This window comes from Streptomyces sp. NPDC006335 (assembly GCF_040612795.1).
In the GTDB taxonomy this organism is placed as follows: domain Bacteria; phylum Actinomycetota; class Actinomycetes; order Streptomycetales; family Streptomycetaceae; genus Streptomyces.
Window position 1 is genome coordinate 53727 of the sequence record NZ_JBEXQX010000024.1, and the last position, 17448, is coordinate 71174.

The following is a 17448-nucleotide window of genomic DNA, read 5'->3' on the forward strand; positions in this document are numbered from 1 at the left end:
CTCATGTCCGCCGCCCGGTCCTGGTACGCCCCCGTCGTGACCCGCCTGAGGACGACGAACCCGTACGTCGTCGACAGCGCGCTCGCCGTGCTGGTGCTGTTCGCCGCGTCCCTGCAGTGGATGTTCCCCGACGAGGGCGACGACCGGCTGACCCTGGCGGGCTGGCTGCTGGGGGCCGCCACCGCCGTCCCCCTGGTCTGGCGCCGCCGCTTCCCCTACTCCTGCGCCGTGGCCGTCTCGGTGGCCACCACGGCGATGGCCTACTACCACGCGCCACCCCCCGACGTGCTCTACGGCGGGCTCGTCGTCCTCTACACCATGGCCGCCCAGGGCCTGCCCTGGCAGCGCCGCAGCATGCTGGCGGGCTGGCTGCTGGGGGCGGTGCTGACCATGCAGCACAAGGAGCACTCCGAGCCCTTCGAGTACGCCTTCCACATCACCGGCATGATCTGCGCCTACGGCCTCGGCGGCCTGGCCCGCCTCCAGCGCGCCTACACCGCCGCCGTCGAGGACCGGGCCCGCCGACTGGAACGGGAGCGGGCCGCGGAGACCGCGCGGGCCATCGCCCAGGAACGCTCCCGCATCGCCCGGGACATGCACGACATCCTCGCGCACGCGGTGAGCCTGATGGTCGTCCAGGCGGAGGCCGGTCCGGTCGTGGTGCGCAGCGATCCGGCCCGCGCCGAGGCCGTGTTCGACGCGATCGCGGCCAGCGGCCGGGACGCGATGACCCAACTGCGGCGGATCCTCGGCGTGCTGAAGGAGGAGGAACGCCGGAGCGGCGGCGCCCGGGTCCCTCAGCCGGATCTCGCCGGGCTGCCCGATCTGGTCCGTCAGGTGGCCGAATCGACGGGCCTGCGGGTCGAGTTGAGCGTCCACGGCCGGCCGCGCCCGCTCCCCCCGGACACCGAGGTCGCCGCCTACCGCGCGGTGCAGGAAGCCCTGACCAACACGGTCAAGCACGCGTACGCTTCCTGCGCACAGGTGGAACTCGACTGGGCGGAGGACGGGTTGACCCTCACGGTGACCGACGACGGGCGAGGCCCCGCGCGCACGGAGGGCGGGCACGGACTGATCGGCCTCAGGGAGCGGGCGGCCGCCTGCGGGGGCGGCGCGGAGGCCGGGCCGGGCCCTGAGGGGGGCTTCCGGGTCGTCGTACGGCTGCCCGCGTCCGCGGACCGGGAAGCGGCCCTCGGGTGAGCATCCGGGTGGTCGTCGCCGACGACCAGGAACTGGTCCGCAGCGGCTTCAGCATGATCCTGGAGGCGCAGCAGGACATCGAGGTGGTCGCCGAGGCCGGGGACGGCGCCGAGGCGGTCGACCGGGTCCAGCGGCACACGCCCGACGTCCTCCTCCTCGACATCCGGATGCCGGTCATGGACGGTCTGGAGGCGGCCCGGCGGGTGTGCGCCCGGTCGAGCTGCAAGGTGGTCATGCTGACCACGTTCGACCTCGACGAGTACGTGTACGACGCGCTGTACGCGGGAGCCAGCGGCTTCCTCCTCAAGGACGTGCGCCGGGACGACCTCGTGCACGCGGTCCGCGTGGTCGCGGCCGGCGACTCGCTGCTCGCGCCGACCGTGACCCGCCGCCTGGTCGCGGACATCGTGCGCCGCCGCCGCGAGGAGGCCGCCACCGGGGCCACCCCCGACCGCCTGGACGTCCTGACGGCCCGCGAGGTGGAGACCCTGCGGATGCTGGCCCGGGGCCTGTCCAACGCGGAGATCGCCACGGCGCTCTTCGTGAGCGAGCACACGGTCAAGACCCATGTCAGCAACGTGCTGAGCAAGCTGGGGCTGCGGGACCGGGTGCAGGCGGTGATCTGCGCGTACGAGACGGGTCTGGTGACCCCGGGCGCTCCCTAGGTGCCGAGTTCAGTCGCCGAGTTCGGTGAAGAGGGTGAGCTGGAGCGAACCGGGCGCCTCCAGGCGGGAGTTGAGCGAGTTCCAGGGCGTGCGGGTCGGCTCGGCGACCACGTCCGCGCCCGCCTCGGCCAGCCTGGCCGTGGTGGTGGTCGAGTCGTCGACCTCGAAGGCCACCCTGATGTGCCCGGCGACCCGCCGTCCGACCTCCACCTCGTCGATGAACGCGGCATGGTTCGGATCGGTGAGCTCCAGCGTGGCGCGTCCGGCCTCCAGGATGGTGACCCGCCCGTCGGGCGAGGAGAAAGCGGCCCGTTCGGGCAGCCCCAGGACGTCCCGGTAGAAGCGCAACGCCTCGTCGTAGTCGTCCGCCGTGACGACGAGCCGGAGTTCACGGACAGCGGGTGGTACCTCGGACATACGGCCTCCTCGATGGTGTCTGTCCGGTCAACTCCCGGACCGGTACCGAAGATTCCTCCCTCCGGGGAGTGAGGGAGCACCCCGTCTCACCCGTACGGCGGAGGCCCCGAAACCGCCCGTCCCGGCGATCCGGTGATCAGGCCCGCGGCAGCAGTCTGACGGTGCCAGCAACCACCGCCGACCCCGCCGGGAGGCCCCCGTGCTCTCCACACTCGCCCGGGCAGCGACCCGCCGCCCGCTGACCGTCATCGGCCTCTGGGCCGCCTTCCTGCTGCTGGGCTTCGGCCTCGGGACGGGCGTCTTCGCCGACCTCTCCGACGACGTGCCCGACGTGCCCGGCACCGAGTCCGACCGGGCCGACGACCATCTCTCCGGCGTGGACCCGTCCGGCGAGTCCGTCACCGCGGTCGTCGCGGGCGAGGCCGTCTCCGACGCGGCCCTGCGCGCCCAGGTCGAGCGGACCGTCGCCGAGGTCCGCGAGATCGCCGGGGTGGCCGACGTACCGGACCCGTACACCACCCCCGGTCTCACTGCCCGGGACGGACAGGCCCTCATCATCCCCGTCACCTTCGAGGGCGGCCTCGGCGACGAGGCCGAGGAGAGGGCGACGGACACGGTCGTCGAGACCGTCAAGCGGATCGACGCGCCCGACGTCCACGTCAGCGGCGGCGAACTGCTCGGTCGGCAGCTCGGCGAGCGGGCCCAACAGGACGTGAAGAACGCCGAGTTGATCTCCCTTCCGGTCGTCCTCGCCCTGCTGCTGGTCGTGTTCGGCGGACTGCGCGCCGCCGCGCTGCCGCTGGTGATCGCGGTGAGCGGGATCGCGGGCGCCTTCCTGGGACTGTTCGCCTTCAGCCAGGTCACCGACATCTCGGTGTACGCGATCCAGGTCACCACCATGCTCGGCCTCGGACTCGCCGTCGACTACGCCCTGTTGATGCTGGTCCGTTTCCGGGAGGAGCGACGGCACACCGACGATGTGGTGCGAGCCGTGCACCGCACGGTCGACGCGGCGGGCCGGACCGTCCTGTTCTCCGGGCTCACCGTGGCCGTCAGCCTGACCGGGCTGCTGGTCTTCCCGAGCGTGTTCCTGCGCAGCATGGGCCTGGCCGTCGCCGCCGTCGTGGTGGTCGACATGCTGGCCGCGGTCACCCTGCTGCCCGCGCTGCTCACCAGGTTCGGCGGACGCATCCGGCCCTCGAAGGCGCGTTCCGAGCACGAGGAGGGCCGTGTCTTCGCCCGCCTCGCCCGCTTCGCGCAGCACCGCAGGATCGCCGTCCTGGTCACCGTCGTCCCGGTCCTGCTGCTCCTCGCGCTGCCCCTGACCGGCCTGCGCATCGCCATCGGTGACGCCCGGCAACTGCCCTCCGGCACCGAGGCACGGCAGCTGTACGACACCGTGGACGCGCACTTCCCGAAGGGCACCGGGGTCTCCCCCGTGATCGTCCTCCTCAAGCCCGGCACCGACACCGCGACCGCCGACCGGATCCGCGCCCTGACCCCGGACGCCGAGTCCCGTCGGCTGCCGGGCGGCGACACGGTCGTGGAGCTCCAGCCGTCCGGCAGCGTGGACGGCGGGGCGGCCACCGCCCTGGTCGAACGGGTACGGGACGTGCGTGGCGACGAGCCCGTCGAGGTGACCGGGGTCGCGGCCCGGCTGGTCGACTTCCGCGCGATGCTCGCCGACCGGGCGCCCTGGGCGGCGCTGACCGTCCTGGCCGCCGTCTTCGTCCTGCTGTTCGCCTTCACCGGCTCGGTGCTGATCCCGCTGCGCACGATCGCGACCACCCTGCTCAGCCTGGGCGCGGCGCTCGGCGTGGTGGTGTGGGTGTTCCAGGACGGGCACGGGGCCGCACTGCTGGGGGGTGAGGGGCTGGGCGCGCTGAGCCTGACCGCCCCGCCGCTGATCGTGTCGATCGCCTTCGGGCTCGCCATGGACTACGAACTGTTCATCCTGGCCCGGATGCGGGAGGCCCGGCAGCGCGACGGGGACGACCAGGAGGCTGTCGTGACCGGGCTGCGCCGGTCCGGGCGGGTGGTCACCTGTGCCGCGCTGCTCCTCGCGGTCGTGTTCGGCGCCTTCATGACCGGCGGCTTCTCCCCCATCCTCCAGATCGGTCTCGGCCTGACCCTGGCGGTGCTGATCGACGCGACGGTCGTACGGATGCTGCTGGTCCCGGCGACCATGGCGCTGCTCGGCCGGCGCGCCTGGTGGGCGCCGAAGCCGCTGCGCAGGGCGCACGACCGGTTCGGGCTGCGGGAGGCGCCCACGCCTGAGCGGTCCGTGTCGGCGAACGCCTGACGCGAGGGACGGCGGTGCCCCGGCGCTCATGGTCAGCGCCGGGGCACCGCCGTTGCCGCGTGTCCGTCGGCGGTCCAGGCACCCCTCGGGCTCTCCTCATCGGAATCTCAGCCGGCGGCCCGGCGATTCCGTCCTGGTCGGACTGGAAGGCGGGCAGCGCGGTCTGAGCCGTCACAGAAGCCTGGCGAGAGCGGTCTCGGAGGGGCTGCCGGGCGCCGCCTGGTAGACGATGATCACCTGCTGCTCGGCGCCCCCGACGGTGAGCGCCTGCCGCCGCAGGGCGAGTTCACCCACGACCGGGTGCGCGAAGCGTTTGAGCTCGTCACGGGAGGGCCGTGCGTCGTGCCGCGCCCACAGGCCGCGGAAGTCCTCGTCCGCCTCCAGCTCGGCGACGAGCCGCGCCACCCGGGGATCGCGCGGGTCGGCCTCGGCGCGCAGGGCCGCGGCGGTCTGCGCGGCGATCTCGGGCCAGTCCGGGAACAGCCTGCGGGCTGCCGGGTCGAGGAACACGTCCCGGGCCAGGTTGTGCCCCGGCTCGTACATCGGGGCGAGCGCGCGGGCCCACTTGTTGGCGGCCAGCACGTCGAACCGCCGGTCGCGCACATACGCCGGGGTGCCGGCCCAGGCGTCGAGCAACTGGTGCACGTCCGGGGCGACTTCGGTCTCGCCGGGCGGTACGGGGCCGGGTGCGGCGAGCGCGAACAGGTGCGCGCGGGCGTCGTCGTCCAACTCCAGCGCGCGGGCGAGCGCCCGCAGCACCTGCGGCGACGGATGCCGGTCGACGCCCTGTTCCAGTCGGGTCAGATAGGGCTCGCTCATGCCGGCCAGCCGGGCCAGCTCGTCGCGGCGCAGTCCCGCGACCCGGCGCCTGCCGTGGGCGGGCAGGTCCGCGTGCGCGGGCGGGACCCGTCCCCGCCGGGCCTTGAGGAACTCTCCGAGCGCGTTGTCGGCCGCCATGGCGGAAGGGTAACCCTGCGGGGGTGCTGGCTGCCGATCGGTGCGGGGCGCAGGGTCGAGGGCATGAAGAAGACCTGGTTCATCACCGGCGCGTCCCGCGGCTTCGGCCGGATCTGGGCCGAGGCCGCACTGTCCCGCGGCGACCGCGTGGCCGCCACCGCCCGCCGCGTCGAGTCCCTGAAGCCGCTCGCCGACACCTACGGCGACCGCGTCCTGCCCCTCACCCTCGACGTCACCGACCGCGCGGCCGCCTTCACCGCCGTCCGCCGGGCCGCCGACACCTTCGGACGCCTCGACGTGGTCGTCAACAACGCGGGCTACGGCCTGTTCGGCATGGTCGAGGAGACCAGCGAGGAACAGGCCCGCGCCCAGTTGGACACGAACGTGCTCGGTCCGCTGTGGGTGACCCAGGCGGCTCTGCCCGTCCTGCGCGCCCAGGGCGCCGGGCACATCCTCCAGGTGTCCAGCCTCGGAGGCCTGGCCGCCTTCCCCTCCCTCGGCCTCTACAACGCCTCCAAGTGGGCGCTGGAGGGCATGAGCGAGGCGCTCGCCCAGGAGGTCGGCCCGCTCGGCGTCCGCGTCACGATCGTCGAACCCGGCCCGTACGGCACCGACTGGTCCGGCTCCTCCGCGGTGCACACGGAGCCCCTCGACGCCTACGAGCCGATCCGCGAGGCACGCCGGGCCGGGGCCGCGGCCCGCGCACCCCAGGACCCCGCCGCCACCGCCGAGATCATCCTCGAACTGGTCGACACCGACGAACCGCCCCTACGGCTGTTCCTGGGCACGTACCCCTACCCCGTCGTGGAAGCCGCCTACCGCCGGCGCCTCGACACCTGGAACGAGTGGCGCCCCCTCGCCGCGAGGGCCTGACCGGCCGAACCCGGTGCACTGTGCGGGAGTTCGTCGAGCACGTCGCCGGCGCGGGTGCGGGGGCACGGGGTTTCATCCGCACCGGTCACCGGTCTGCGCGGGACCCGATGACCCGACCCCATGACAGCCGAACAGGACGTCAGAGTACGGGAGTTCGGCGAGCACATCGACGACACGACTGCCGGGGAAACGGCGGTTCATCCGCACCGGTCACCGGCCTGCACGGGCCCCCGAGCCGTGCCGCCACCCTGCCCGGAGACCCAACCCCTGACGGCCGAACGCAGCACCGTGGCCCGGGAGTTCAGGTGCACCCCGCCCACACGGGTCCCCGGAGGCGGCACGCGCCCCCGCCGGTTCGGCCGGTCAGCGCACGCCCCCAGCGGAGCCATCTCCCTACCAGGAGCGACCCGACCCCTATCGCCGAACAAGGCACCTCAGCAAGGAAGTTCGACAACACATCGCGGACGCGGGTCCCCCGGGTGGGGCACCCGACCGCGACGCCGCCCCACCCGGAACCCTGAACCCCGGCCCGCCCCCAGACGTCGACCGGGTCAGCCTCAGAAGGGAGACCGGCCCGGACACCCGCATCGCGGCACCGTACGTCGGATTCACGGGGTGAACTCACCTGCGGCTCAGCGACTTTCACTGTTTCACCTCTTGACGACCGGGGTGGCCGAGAGCACATTGGGCGCACTCTGAGAGCGCTCTCAGAGCGTGCTCGAAGAGCAACCGCACCCGCACCCCCACCCCGTACCCGAGAGGCCCCCCATGAGTGAAACCTCCGGCATACCCAGACGGCGACGCGCTCTCGTCGCCGTGCTGAGCACGCTCGGTCTGGCCGCCGCCCTCGCCACGGCCGCCACCCTCCCCGCCGACGCCTCCGCCCCCACGCCCCCCACGGGCTGGTCGCAGGTCTTCCTCGACGACTTCAACGGGACTGCCGGAACCGGCGTCAACACCTCCAACTGGCAGTACGCGACCGGTACTTCCTACCCGGGCGGCCCCGCCAACTGGGGCACCGGCGAGGTCGAGAGGATGACCAACAGCACGAGCAACGTCGCCCTGGACGGCAACGGCAACCTGCGCATCACCCCGCTGCGCGACGCGGCAGGGAACTGGACCTCGGGCCGCATCGAGACCAACCGCACCGACTTCCAGCCCCCGTCCGGCGGCAAGCTCCGCGTCGAGGCCCGCATCCAGATGCCCAACGTCACCGGCACCGCGGCCGAGGGCTACTGGCCCGCCTTCTGGATGCTGGGCGCGCCCTACCGCGGCAACTACCAGAACTGGCCGGGCGTCGGCGAGCTGGACATCATGGAGAACGTCCAGGGCATGAACCGCGTCTGGGCCACCATGCACTGCGGCACCAACCCCGGTGGCCCGTGCAACGAGACGACGGGCATCGGCAACAACGTCGCCTGTCCGGGCGCGACCTGCCAGTCGGCGTTCCACACCTACACCATGGAGTGGGACCGCTCGGTGAGCCCCGAGACGATCCGCTTCTTCGTCGACGGCACCCAGTTCCACTCGGTCAACGCGAGCCAGGTCGACGCGACGACCTGGGCCAACGCCACCAACCACGGGTTCTTCATCATCCTCAACGTGGCGATGGGCGGCGCGTTCCCGGACGCGTTCGGCGGCGGCCTGGACTCCGGCACCCGGTCCGGCGTGCCCATGGTCGTCGACTACGTCCAGGTGCTGTCGGCGGGTGGGGGCGGCGGTACCACGCCGCCGCCCACGGGTGGTGGTGTCGACGCCTACAGCACCGTCCAGGCGGAGTCCTACAACAGCCAGAGCGGTGTCGGTACCGAGACCACGACCGACACCGGCGGCGGCCAGAACATCGCCTCCCTGGCCAACGGCGACTGGGCGCTCTACCAGAACGTCAACTTCGGCTCCACGCCCGCGACCCAGTTCGTCGCCCGGGTGGCGAGCGGCGCGGCCGGCGGGGTCAGCGGTCTGGTCGAGGTGCGCCTGGACAGTCGTACCGCCACACCGATCGGCAGCTTCGCCCTCGCCAACACCGGTGGCTGGCAGTCCTGGAGAACGGTCCCGGCGAACATCAGCGGCGTCACCGGCACCCACAACGTCTATCTGACCTTCACCAGCGGCCAGCCGGCCGACTTCGTGAACGTGAACTGGTTCACCTTCGGTCGCTGACCGGGCCGTTCGGGATGCCTCGCGAGGGCCGTCACGCCTCGCGGGGCATCACGTCCCGCCGAACAGACAGAACTCGTTGCCCTCGGGGTCGGCCAGCAGGACATGGTCCGCGTACCGGGCCACGACCGTCGCACCGAGCCCGGTCAGCCGCTCGGTCTCCGCCTCCGGGTCGGCGGCGCGCAGATCCGGATGCACCCGGTTCTTGCCGCTCTTCCCCTCGGGCACGCGTTGGAAGAACAGCCGGGGACCGCCCATCGAGGACTCGACGAGCACGGTCGGGTCGTCCTCGACGTCCGTGATCCCGAGTGCCCTCAGCCGGGCCAACTCCTCGTCGTCATAAGGAGCGACGGCGTAGCCGTCCAGCGCGGCCGCCCAGAACCGGGCCGTGGCGGCGGGGTGCGCACAGTCGAAGACGATGTCTCGCAGTCGGGCCATTCGGTCCCCTCCTGTCGAAGGTCCACGCCTATCGAAGGTCCGCGCGGAACGCGGCCGGCGTCATGTCGGTGTGCTGATGGAAGAACTTGGAGAAGTTCGCCGCGTCGGGGAACCCCACCGCCGCCCCCACCCGCCCGATCGGCATGTCGGTGTGGGCCAGCAGCCGCTTCGCCTCCAGCACGACCCGCTTGTCGATGAACCCCTTGGGTGTCTCCCCCGTGGCGGCGCGCACCGCACGCACCAGGGTCCGGCGGGAGTAGCCCAGCGCGTCGGCGTAGGCGCTGACACTGTGGTTCGTGGCGAAGCCCTTCTCCACCGCGTCCCGGAACAGGGTGAACGTCGACTCGGCCCGCCGCCCGGCCTCCGCCGAACTCGCCGCGAGGTGGGCCAACCGCAGCAGGAACGCCGTCAACGAGTGCCGCAGCACCGAGGTGTGCAGGCTCAGCGGCAGGGTCGAGGTGTCCTCGTACTCCCGCCGCAGCAGGGCCAGCGAGGCCTTCAGGCCCGCCAACTGGGCGTCGGAGGGCCGCAGCAGCGGCGGTAGGTCGTAGCGGTAGAGCCCCGTCGCCTCCACCGTCGCCCGCGGCAGGAAGCCCGGCTGCATGGTCAGGACGGTTCCGCGGTACTCGCTCGTCGGTGAGAAGCGGTGGACCTGGCCCGGGCGGATCCACAACAGGTCGCCCGCCGAGGCCTCGTACTCGGCGAAGTCGATCATGTGGCGCACGGGGCCGCCGTCGAAGAGCATCACGACATGGAAGTCGATGCGGTGCACGCGCTCCAACGGGGCATCCGCGTGCCAGGTGCGGTCGGCTCCCATGGGGCCGACCTGCATGCCGACTCCGCACACACTCAGCTCGCTGGGGAAGGGGAACGTTCTGATCCCGTCCACTGTGCCGTCACCGTCTCCACCTTGGATGGAGCCTTGGGGTGTTCTGTCCGCCATGTCCTGCTCGTGCCGCCTGCCTGGAGCGTTCCGTGTCCCACTTTCACCACAGGCTGGCACACCGCGACCTTCCCCCGTAAAAGTCAGACTTTTAAGTTTGAACACGTCAGGCCAGCTTTCCCGCTCCGATCGAGGACTTCTTGAAGATGAGCACGCAGACACCGGACAGCTTCGAATGGACCGAACTCGACCGGCGTGCCGTCGACACCGCCCGCCTCTTGGCGGCGGATGCCGTGCAGCAGGTCGGCAACGGGCACCCGGGCACCGCGATGGCCCTGGCTCCCGCGGCGTACACGATCTTTCAGAAGGTGATGCGTCACGATCCGGCCGACCCCGAGTGGACCGGCCGTGACCGCTTCGTCCTCTCGCCCGGGCACACCTCGCTGACGCTCTACACCCAGCTCTACCTCTCCGGCTACGAGCTGGAGCTGGACGACCTCAAGGCCTTCCGCACCCACGGCTCCAAGACGCCCGGTCACCCCGAGTACGGGCACACCGCCGGCGTCGAGACCACGACCGGGCCGCTCGGCCAGGGTGTCGCCAACGCCGTCGGCATGGCGATGGCCGCCCGGTACGAGCGCGGGCTCTTCGACCCCGAGGCCCCCGAGGGCGAGTCCCCCTTCGACCACACCGTCTGGGCGATCGTCTCCGACGGCGACCTGGAGGAGGGCATCTCCGCCGAGGCCTCCTCCCTCGCCGGCCACCAGAAGCTCGGCAACCTGGTCTTCGTCTACGACGACAACCACATCTCCATCGAGGGCGACACCGCCACCGCGTTCTCCGAGGACGTGCTGAAGCGCTACGAGGCCTACGGCTGGCACACCCAGCGCATCGAGCCCGGCGCCGACGGCGACATCGACGTCCACGCCCTGTACGCGGCCCTGAAGGCGGCGCAGGCGCAGACCGACCGGCCCTCGATCATCGCGATGCGCACGATCATCGCCTGGCCGGCCCCGAACGCGCAGAACACGGAGGCCGCGCACGGTTCCGCGCTCGGCGCCGACGAGGTCGCCGCCACCAAGCGCGTCCTCGGTTTCGACCCGGAGCGCAGTTTCCAGGTCGACGACGAGGTACTCGCCCACACCCGCCTGGCCCTGGACCGGGGCGCCGAGGCGCACGCCGCCTGGGACAAGCAGATCTCCGCGTGGCGCGGTGAGCAGCCCGAGCGGGCCGAGCTCTTCGACCGGGTCGTCGCCGGTCAGCTCCCCGAGGGCTGGGAGGACGCGATCCCGGTCTTCGAGGAGGGCACGTCCGTGGCCACCCGCGCCGCCTCCGGCAAGGTGCTCCAGGCGCTGGGCCCGGTGCTTCCCGAGCTGTGGGGCGGTTCCGCCGACCTCGCCGGCTCGAACAACACCACCATCGACAAGACCAGCTCCTTCCTGCCGAAGGGCAACGCGCTGCCGGAGGCAGACCCGTACGGCCGAACCGTCCACTTCGGGATCCGCGAGCACTCGATGGCCGCCGAGATGAACGGCATCGCGCTGCACGGCAACACGCGGATCTACGGCGGCACCTTCCTGGTGTTCTCCGACTACATGCGCAACGCCGTGCGCCTGTCCGCGCTGATGCAGCTCCCGGTCACCTACGTCTGGACGCACGACTCCATCGGCCTCGGCGAGGACGGCCCGACCCACCAGCCGGTCGAGCACCTGGCCTCGCTGCGCGCCATCCCGGGCCTGAACGTCGTGCGCCCGGCCGACGCCAACGAGACCGCGATCGCCTGGGCCGAGATCCTCAAGCGGCACGCCACGAACCCGGCCCCGCACGGCCTCGCGCTCACCCGCCAGGGTGTACCGACGTACGCCCCGAACCCGGACGCGGCCAAGGGCGGGTACGTGCTCCGGGACTCCTCCAAGGAGACCCCCGACGTCGTCCTCATCGCCACCGGCTCCGAGGTCCAGCTCGCCGTCGCCGCGCGGGAGCAGCTGGAGGCGGAGGGGATCGGCACCCGGGTGGTGTCGATGCCGTCCGTGGAGTGGTTCGAGGAGCAGCCGCGGGAGTACCGGGACAGCGTCCTTCCGCCGTCCGTGCGAGCCCGCGTCGCAATCGAGGCCGGTATCGGTCTCACGTGGTACCGCTTCACAGGTGACGCAGGACGCATCGTCTCCCTCGAACACTTCGGCGCCTCCGCCGACGCGAAGACCCTGTTCACCGAGTACGGCTTCACCCCCGAGAACGTCGTCGCCGCAGTCAGGGAATCCCTGGCCGCCGCGCGTGGTTGATCCGACCGCCAGAAAGAAGATGATCACTGTGACCGAAGCGACCGCGACCGCGGGAGCACTCAAGCGCCTGGCCGACGAGGGCGTCTCCATCTGGCTGGACGACCTGTCACGCAAGCGGATCGAGTCGGGGAACCTGGCCGAACTCGTCGCCACCAAGCACGTCGTCGGCGTCACCACCAACCCGTCCATCTTCCAGGCCGCCATCGGCTCCGGAGCGGGCTACGAGGAGCAACTGACCGACCTCGCCACGCGCGGTGTGACGGTCGACGAGGCCGTACGGATGATGACGACGGCGGATGTCCGCGCCGCCGCGGACGTGCTGCGTCCGGTGTACGACGCCACCGGCGGCCGGGACGGCCGGGTCTCCATCGAGGTCGACCCGCGCCTGGCCCACGACACCCGGGCGACGATCGCGGAGGCCAAGCAGCTCGCCTGGCTGGTGGACCGCCCGAACGTCATGATCAAGATCCCGGCGACGAAGGCCGGCATCCCCGCGATCACCGAGGTCATCGGCCTCGGGATCAGCGTCAACGTCACGCTGATCTTCTCCCTGGAGCGCTACCGCGAGGTCATGGACGCCTACCTCGCCGGTCTGGAGAAGGCAGCCGAGAAGGGCCTCGACCTCTCCACGATCCAGTCCGTCGCCTCCTTCTTCGTCTCCCGGGTCGACTCCGAGATCGACAAGCGGCTCACGGTCCTCGGCACGGACCGGGCCCTGGCGCTCAAGGGCCGGGCGGCGCTCGCCAACGCGCGGCTCGCCTACGAGGCGTACGAGGAGGTCTTCTCCTCGGCTCGCTGGAACTCCCTCGGCGGCGCCCGCGCCAACAGGCAGCGCCCGCTGTGGGCCTCGACCGGTGTGAAGGACCCGTCCTACAAGGACACCCTCTACGTCGACGACCTGGTCGCGCCCGGCACGGTCAACACCATGCCCGAGGCCACCCTGAACGCCACCGCCGACCACGGCGACATCACCGGAGACACGGTGACCGGCGGCTACGCGCAGGCCCGCGCCGACCTGGCCGCCGTTCAGGCGCTGGGGATCTCTTACGACGAGGTCGTGCGCCAGTTGGAGGACGAGGGCGTCGCCAAGTTCGAGGCGGCCTGGCAGGAGCTGCTGGACGCCGTCACGAAGTCGCTGAACAGCAAGGGAGTTGACGCGGAATGACCATCACCGCCGACTGGGAGAACCCCCTGCGCGACGAGCGCGACCGGCGTCTGCCCCGGATCGCCGGACCGTCCGGGCTCGTCATCTTCGGTGTCACCGGCGACCTGTCCCGCAAGAAGCTGATGCCGGCCGTCTACGACCTCGCCAACCGCGGCATGCTCCCGCCGGGCTTCTCGCTCGTCGGGTTCGCCCGCCGGGACTGGGAGGACGAGGACTTCGCGCAGATCGTGCACGACTCCGTGCGCGAGCACGCGCGCACCGAGTTCCGTGAGGAGGTCTGGCAGCAGCTCGCCGAGGGGATGCGGTTCATCCCGGGCGACTTCGACGACGACACGGCGTTCAAGCAGCTGAAGCAGACCGTCGAGGACCTGGACAAGGCGCGCGGCACCAGCGGCAACTACGCCTTCTACCTCTCCGTGCCGCCGAAGTTCTTCCCGAAGGTCGTCCAGCAGCTCAAGAAGCACGGCCTCGCGAACGCCCCCGAGGGGTCCTGGCGGCGGGCGGTCATCGAGAAGCCGTTCGGCCGTGACCTGAAGAGCGCCCGCGAGCTCAACGCCCTCGTGCACGACGTGTTCGAGCCGGACCAGGTCTTCCGGATCGACCACTACCTGGGCAAGGAGACCGTCCAGAACATCCTGGCGCTGCGCTTCGCCAACCAGATGTACGAGCCGATCTGGAACCGGTCGTTCGTCGACCACGTGCAGATCACGATGGCCGAGGACATCGGCATCGGCGGCCGGGCCGGCTACTACGACGGCATCGGCGCCGCCCGTGACGTCATCCAGAACCACCTGCTCCAGCTGATGGCGCTCACCGCCATGGAGGAGCCGGCCGCCTTCGACGCCGAGTCGCTGCTCACCGAGAAGCTGAAGGTCCTCAGGGCCGTGAAGCTGCCGGAGGACATCGGCAAGCACGCCGTGCGCGGGCAGTACGCGGGCGCCTGGCAGGGCGGCGAGAAGGTGCTCGGCTATCTGGAGGAGGAGGGCATCGACCCCGCCTCCACGACGGACACGTTCGCGGCCATCAAGCTGAACGTCGACAACCGTCGCTGGGCCGGCGTGCCGTTCTACCTGAGGACCGGCAAGCGCCTCGGCCGTCGTGTCACCGAGATCGCGGTCGTCTTCCAGACCGCCCCGCACTCCCCCTTCGACCACAACGCGACCGAGGAGCTCGGCAAGAACGCGATCGTCATCCGCGTCCAGCCGGACGAGGGCATGACGGTCCGGTTCGGCTCCAAGGTGCCGGGCACCTCGATGGAGATCCGGGACGTGACGATGGACTTCGCCTACGGCGAGTCGTTCACCGAGTCCAGCCCGGAGGCGTACGAGCGGCTCATCCTGGACGTCCTCCTCGGGGACGCCAACCTGTTCCCGCGTCACCAGGAAGTGGAAGAGTCCTGGAAGATCCTCGACCCGATCGAGGAGCACTGGGCGAGCCACGGCCGTCCGGCGCAGTACGCGTCGGGTACCTGGGGACCCGAGGAAGCCGACGAGATGCTCGCACGAGACGGACGGAGCTGGCGCAGGCCATGAAGATCGACCTGACCGACACCACGGCAAGCAAGATCAACAAGGCGCTGGTGCAGGGTCGCCGCGCCATCGGAACCCCCGCGGTGGGCATGGTCCTGACGATGGTGATCGTCACGGACGAGGAGAACGCCTACGACGCGATCAAGGCGGCCGAGGAGGCCTCGCACGAGCACCCCTCGCGCACCCTGGTCGTCATCAAGCGGCACGCCCGCACCCCGCGCGACCGCACCAACTCGCACCTCGACGCCGAGGTCCGGGTGGGCGCCGACGCCGGCACCGGCGAGACGGTCATCCTGCGGACCTACGGCGAGGTGTCCGACCACGCCGACTCCGTCGTGCTGCCGCTGCTGCTGCCCGACGCCCCGGTCGTCGTGTGGTGGCCGGTGGAAGCGCCGGAGAACCCCGCGAAGGACCCGCTGGGCGCGCTGGCCCAGCGCCGGATCACCGACCTGTACGCGGTGGAGAACCCCCTCGACGTCCTGGCCGCCCGGGTCCGCACCTACGCGCCGGGCGACACCGACCTCGCGTGGACCCGACTCACCCCGTGGCGCTCGATGCTGGCCGCCGCCCTGGACCAGGCCCGCGCGGAGATCATCTCAGGGGCCGTGGAGGCCGAGGCCGACAACCCGGCCGCCGAACTGCTCGCCCGCTGGCTGGAGGCGCGGCTGAAGGTGAAGATCGACCGCGTGGTCACCGCGGGGCCGGTCGTCACGGCCGTCCGCCTCGGCACCGCGAACGGCGAGATCGTCATCGACCGCCCCGAGGGCCCGCTGGCCACGCTGTCCCTGCCGGGCCAGCCCTCCCGCACCCTCGCCCTGAAGGTCCGCTCCACCTCCGAACTCATCGCCGAGGAGCTCCGCCGCCTCGACGCCGACGAGATGTACGCCGTCGCCCTGCGGGGCGAGGGCACCAAGGAGACGCCTGCTCATGTCTGACTCCCCTCTGCTCACGCGTCGCCCCGAGTGGACGGCCCTGGAGGACCACCGTGCCGAGCAGCGCGCGCATCTGCGTGAGCTGTTCGCCGACGACCCCGGGCGCGCGGAGCGGTACGTCGTGCGCGTGGGCGATCTGCGCATCGACTACTCCAAGCACCTGATCACCGACGAGACCCTGGCCCTGCTCCAGGAACTGGCCGCCGCCACCGACGTGTTCGGGCTCCGCGACGCCATGTTCCGCGGCGAGCGCATCAACCTCACCGAGGACCGGGCCGTGCTGCACACCGCCCTGCGCGCCCCGCGCGACGCGGTGGTCGAGGTCGACGGCGAGAACGTGGTGCCCCGCGTGCACGCCGTGCTCGACAAGATGAGCGACTTCGCCAGCCGGGTCCGCTCCGGCGAGTGGACCGGCCACACCGGCAAGCGCATCAGGAACGTCGTCAACATCGGCATCGGCGGCTCCGACCTCGGTCCCGCGATGGCGTACGAGGCCCTGCGGGCCTACACGGCACGGGAGTTGACCTTCCGTTTCGTGTCCAACGTGGACGGCGCCGACCTGCACGAGGCGGTCCGCGACCTGGACCCGGCGGAGACCCTCTTCATCGTCGCGTCCAAGACGTTCACCACGATCGAGACGATCACGAACGCCACCTCGGCCCGCACCTGGCTGCTCGACGGTCCGGCCGGACTCCACGACGACAAGGCCGTCGCCAAGCACTTCGTCGCCCTGTCGACGAACGCCGAGAAGGTCACGGACTTCGGCATCGACCCGGACAACATGTTCGAGTTCTGGGACTGGGTCGGCGGCCGCTACTCCTACGACTCGGCCATCGGCCTCTCCCTGATGATCGCCATCGGCCCGGACCGGTTCCGGGAGATGCTCGACGGCTTCCGGATCGTCGACGAGCACTTCCAGAACGCCCCCGCCGAGGCCAACGCCCCGCTCATCCTGGGCCTGTTGGGCATCTGGTACGGCAACTTCCACGACGCCCAGTCGCACGCGGTCCTGCCGTACTCCCACTACCTGTCGAAGTTCACCGCCTACCTCCAGCAGCTGGACATGGAGTCCAACGGCAAGTCGGTGCAGCGCGACGGGCGTCCGGTGGAGTGGCAGACCGGGCCTGTGGTGTGGGGCACGCCCGGCACCAACGGGCAGCACGCCTACTACCAGTTGATCCACCAGGGCACCAAGCTCATCCCGGCCGACCTCATCGGCTTCGCCCGTCCGGTGGACGAGCTCAGCGACGAACTGAAGGCGCAGCACGACCTGTTGATGGCCAACCTGTTCGCCCAGGGGCAGGCGCTCGCCTTCGGCAAGACCGCCGAGGAGGTGCGCGCGGAGGGCGTGGCCGAGGAGCAGGTGGCGCACCGCACCTTCCAGGGCAACCACCCCACCACCACCATCCTGGCGCGCGCGCTGACCCCCTCGGTCCTCGGTCAGCTCATCGCCCTCTACGAGCACAAGGTGTTCGTCCAGGGCGCGGTCTGGAACATCGACTCCTTCGACCAGTGGGGCGTCGAACTCGGCAAGGTCCTCGCCAAGCGCGTCGAGCCCGCCCTGACCGAGGGCGCCGACGTCCCCGGTCTCGACTCCTCCACCACCGCCCTCGTGGCCGCCTACCGTGAACTGAAGGAAGTGCACTGA

At 71.3% G+C, this 17448-nt stretch carries 14 protein-coding genes; 10 read left to right on the top strand and 4 right to left on the bottom strand.

Annotated features, from left to right (window positions below; translation table 11 throughout):
• Nucleotides 1-3: 3 nt before the first annotated feature.
• On the top strand, nucleotides 4-1200 hold the full coding sequence (locus tag ABZ098_RS40110; protein ID WP_356599111.1) for a histidine kinase: 1197 nt from the start codon (nucleotides 4-6) through the stop codon (nucleotides 1198-1200).
• Nucleotides 1197-1865 carry a response regulator transcription factor gene (locus ABZ098_RS40115; protein WP_356599113.1) on the top strand — a complete coding sequence of 223 codons (669 nt, stop codon included), beginning with the start codon at nucleotides 1197-1199 and terminating at the stop codon, nucleotides 1863-1865. The genes ABZ098_RS40110 and ABZ098_RS40115 overlap by 4 nt, the downstream gene beginning before the upstream one ends.
• Nucleotides 1866-1874: 9 nt before the next feature.
• On the opposite strand, the gene ABZ098_RS40120 is transcribed toward ABZ098_RS40115, so the two are convergent.
• The gene (locus tag ABZ098_RS40120) at nucleotides 1875-2282 is read right to left on the bottom strand and encodes a VOC family protein (protein WP_356599115.1); all 408 of its coding nucleotides are present in this window, start codon (nucleotides 2280-2282) and stop codon (nucleotides 1875-1877) included.
• 199 nt (nucleotides 2283-2481) lie between these two features.
• Here ABZ098_RS40120 and ABZ098_RS40125 point away from each other — a divergent pair, with 199 nt between their 5' ends.
• Nucleotides 2482-4584 (top strand): MMPL family transporter, encoded by a 2103-nt coding sequence (locus tag ABZ098_RS40125; protein ID WP_356599117.1) that lies wholly within the window; start codon nucleotides 2482-2484, stop codon nucleotides 4582-4584.
• A gap of 171 nt (nucleotides 4585-4755) precedes the next feature.
• Here ABZ098_RS40125 and ABZ098_RS40130 read toward each other — a convergent pair whose 3' ends face one another.
• A complete protein-coding gene (locus ABZ098_RS40130; protein WP_356599119.1) occupies nucleotides 4756-5541 on the bottom strand; it encodes a helix-turn-helix transcriptional regulator in 786 nt (261 codons plus the stop codon).
• A gap of 63 nt (nucleotides 5542-5604) precedes the next feature.
• Between ABZ098_RS40130 and ABZ098_RS40135 the strand changes: the two genes are divergently transcribed.
• Together ABZ098_RS40135 and ABZ098_RS40140 are read left to right on the top strand one after the other, a co-directional pair.
• Nucleotides 5605-6414, top strand: coding sequence for an SDR family oxidoreductase (locus ABZ098_RS40135; RefSeq protein ID WP_356599121.1), 810 nt, complete (start codon nucleotides 5605-5607; stop codon nucleotides 6412-6414).
• A gap of 768 nt (nucleotides 6415-7182) precedes the next feature.
• Nucleotides 7183-8574: a glycoside hydrolase family 16 protein gene (locus ABZ098_RS40140; protein ID WP_356599123.1), complete on the top strand. Its 1392-nt coding sequence runs from the start codon at nucleotides 7183-7185 to the stop codon at nucleotides 8572-8574.
• Between the two features lie 48 nt (nucleotides 8575-8622).
• Here ABZ098_RS40140 and ABZ098_RS40145 read toward each other — a convergent pair whose 3' ends face one another.
• On the bottom strand, nucleotides 8623-9009 hold the full coding sequence (locus ABZ098_RS40145) for a VOC family protein (RefSeq protein ID WP_356599125.1): 387 nt from the start codon (nucleotides 9007-9009) through the stop codon (nucleotides 8623-8625).
• Between the two features lie 28 nt (nucleotides 9010-9037).
• Nucleotides 9038-9952, bottom strand: coding sequence for an AraC family transcriptional regulator (locus ABZ098_RS40150; protein ID WP_356599127.1), 915 nt, complete (start codon nucleotides 9950-9952; stop codon nucleotides 9038-9040).
• A gap of 146 nt (nucleotides 9953-10098) precedes the next feature.
• Between ABZ098_RS40150 and tkt the strand changes: the two genes are divergently transcribed.
• The 5 genes from tkt to pgi are packed head-to-tail and all read left to right on the top strand — an operon-like array spanning nucleotide 10099 to nucleotide 17448.
• The gene (gene tkt, locus ABZ098_RS40155) at nucleotides 10099-12174 is read left to right on the top strand and encodes a transketolase (protein WP_356599129.1); all 2076 of its coding nucleotides are present in this window, start codon (nucleotides 10099-10101) and stop codon (nucleotides 12172-12174) included.
• 19 nt (nucleotides 12175-12193) lie between these two features.
• Entirely contained in the window at nucleotides 12194-13339 is a 1146-nt protein-coding gene (gene tal, locus ABZ098_RS40160) for a transaldolase (RefSeq protein WP_356599131.1), read from the top strand.
• Complete coding sequence (gene zwf / locus ABZ098_RS40165) at nucleotides 13336-14871, top strand: glucose-6-phosphate dehydrogenase (protein WP_356599133.1); 1536 nt, start codon at nucleotides 13336-13338, stop codon at nucleotides 14869-14871. Before tal ends, zwf begins: the two co-directional genes overlap by 4 nt.
• Nucleotides 14868-15803: a glucose-6-phosphate dehydrogenase assembly protein OpcA gene (gene opcA / locus ABZ098_RS40170; protein WP_356599135.1), complete on the top strand. Its 936-nt coding sequence runs from the start codon at nucleotides 14868-14870 to the stop codon at nucleotides 15801-15803. Before zwf ends, opcA begins: the two co-directional genes overlap by 4 nt.
• Nucleotides 15796-17448: a glucose-6-phosphate isomerase gene (pgi, locus tag ABZ098_RS40175; protein WP_356599137.1), complete on the top strand. Its 1653-nt coding sequence runs from the start codon at nucleotides 15796-15798 to the stop codon at nucleotides 17446-17448. The genes opcA and pgi overlap by 8 nt, the downstream gene beginning before the upstream one ends.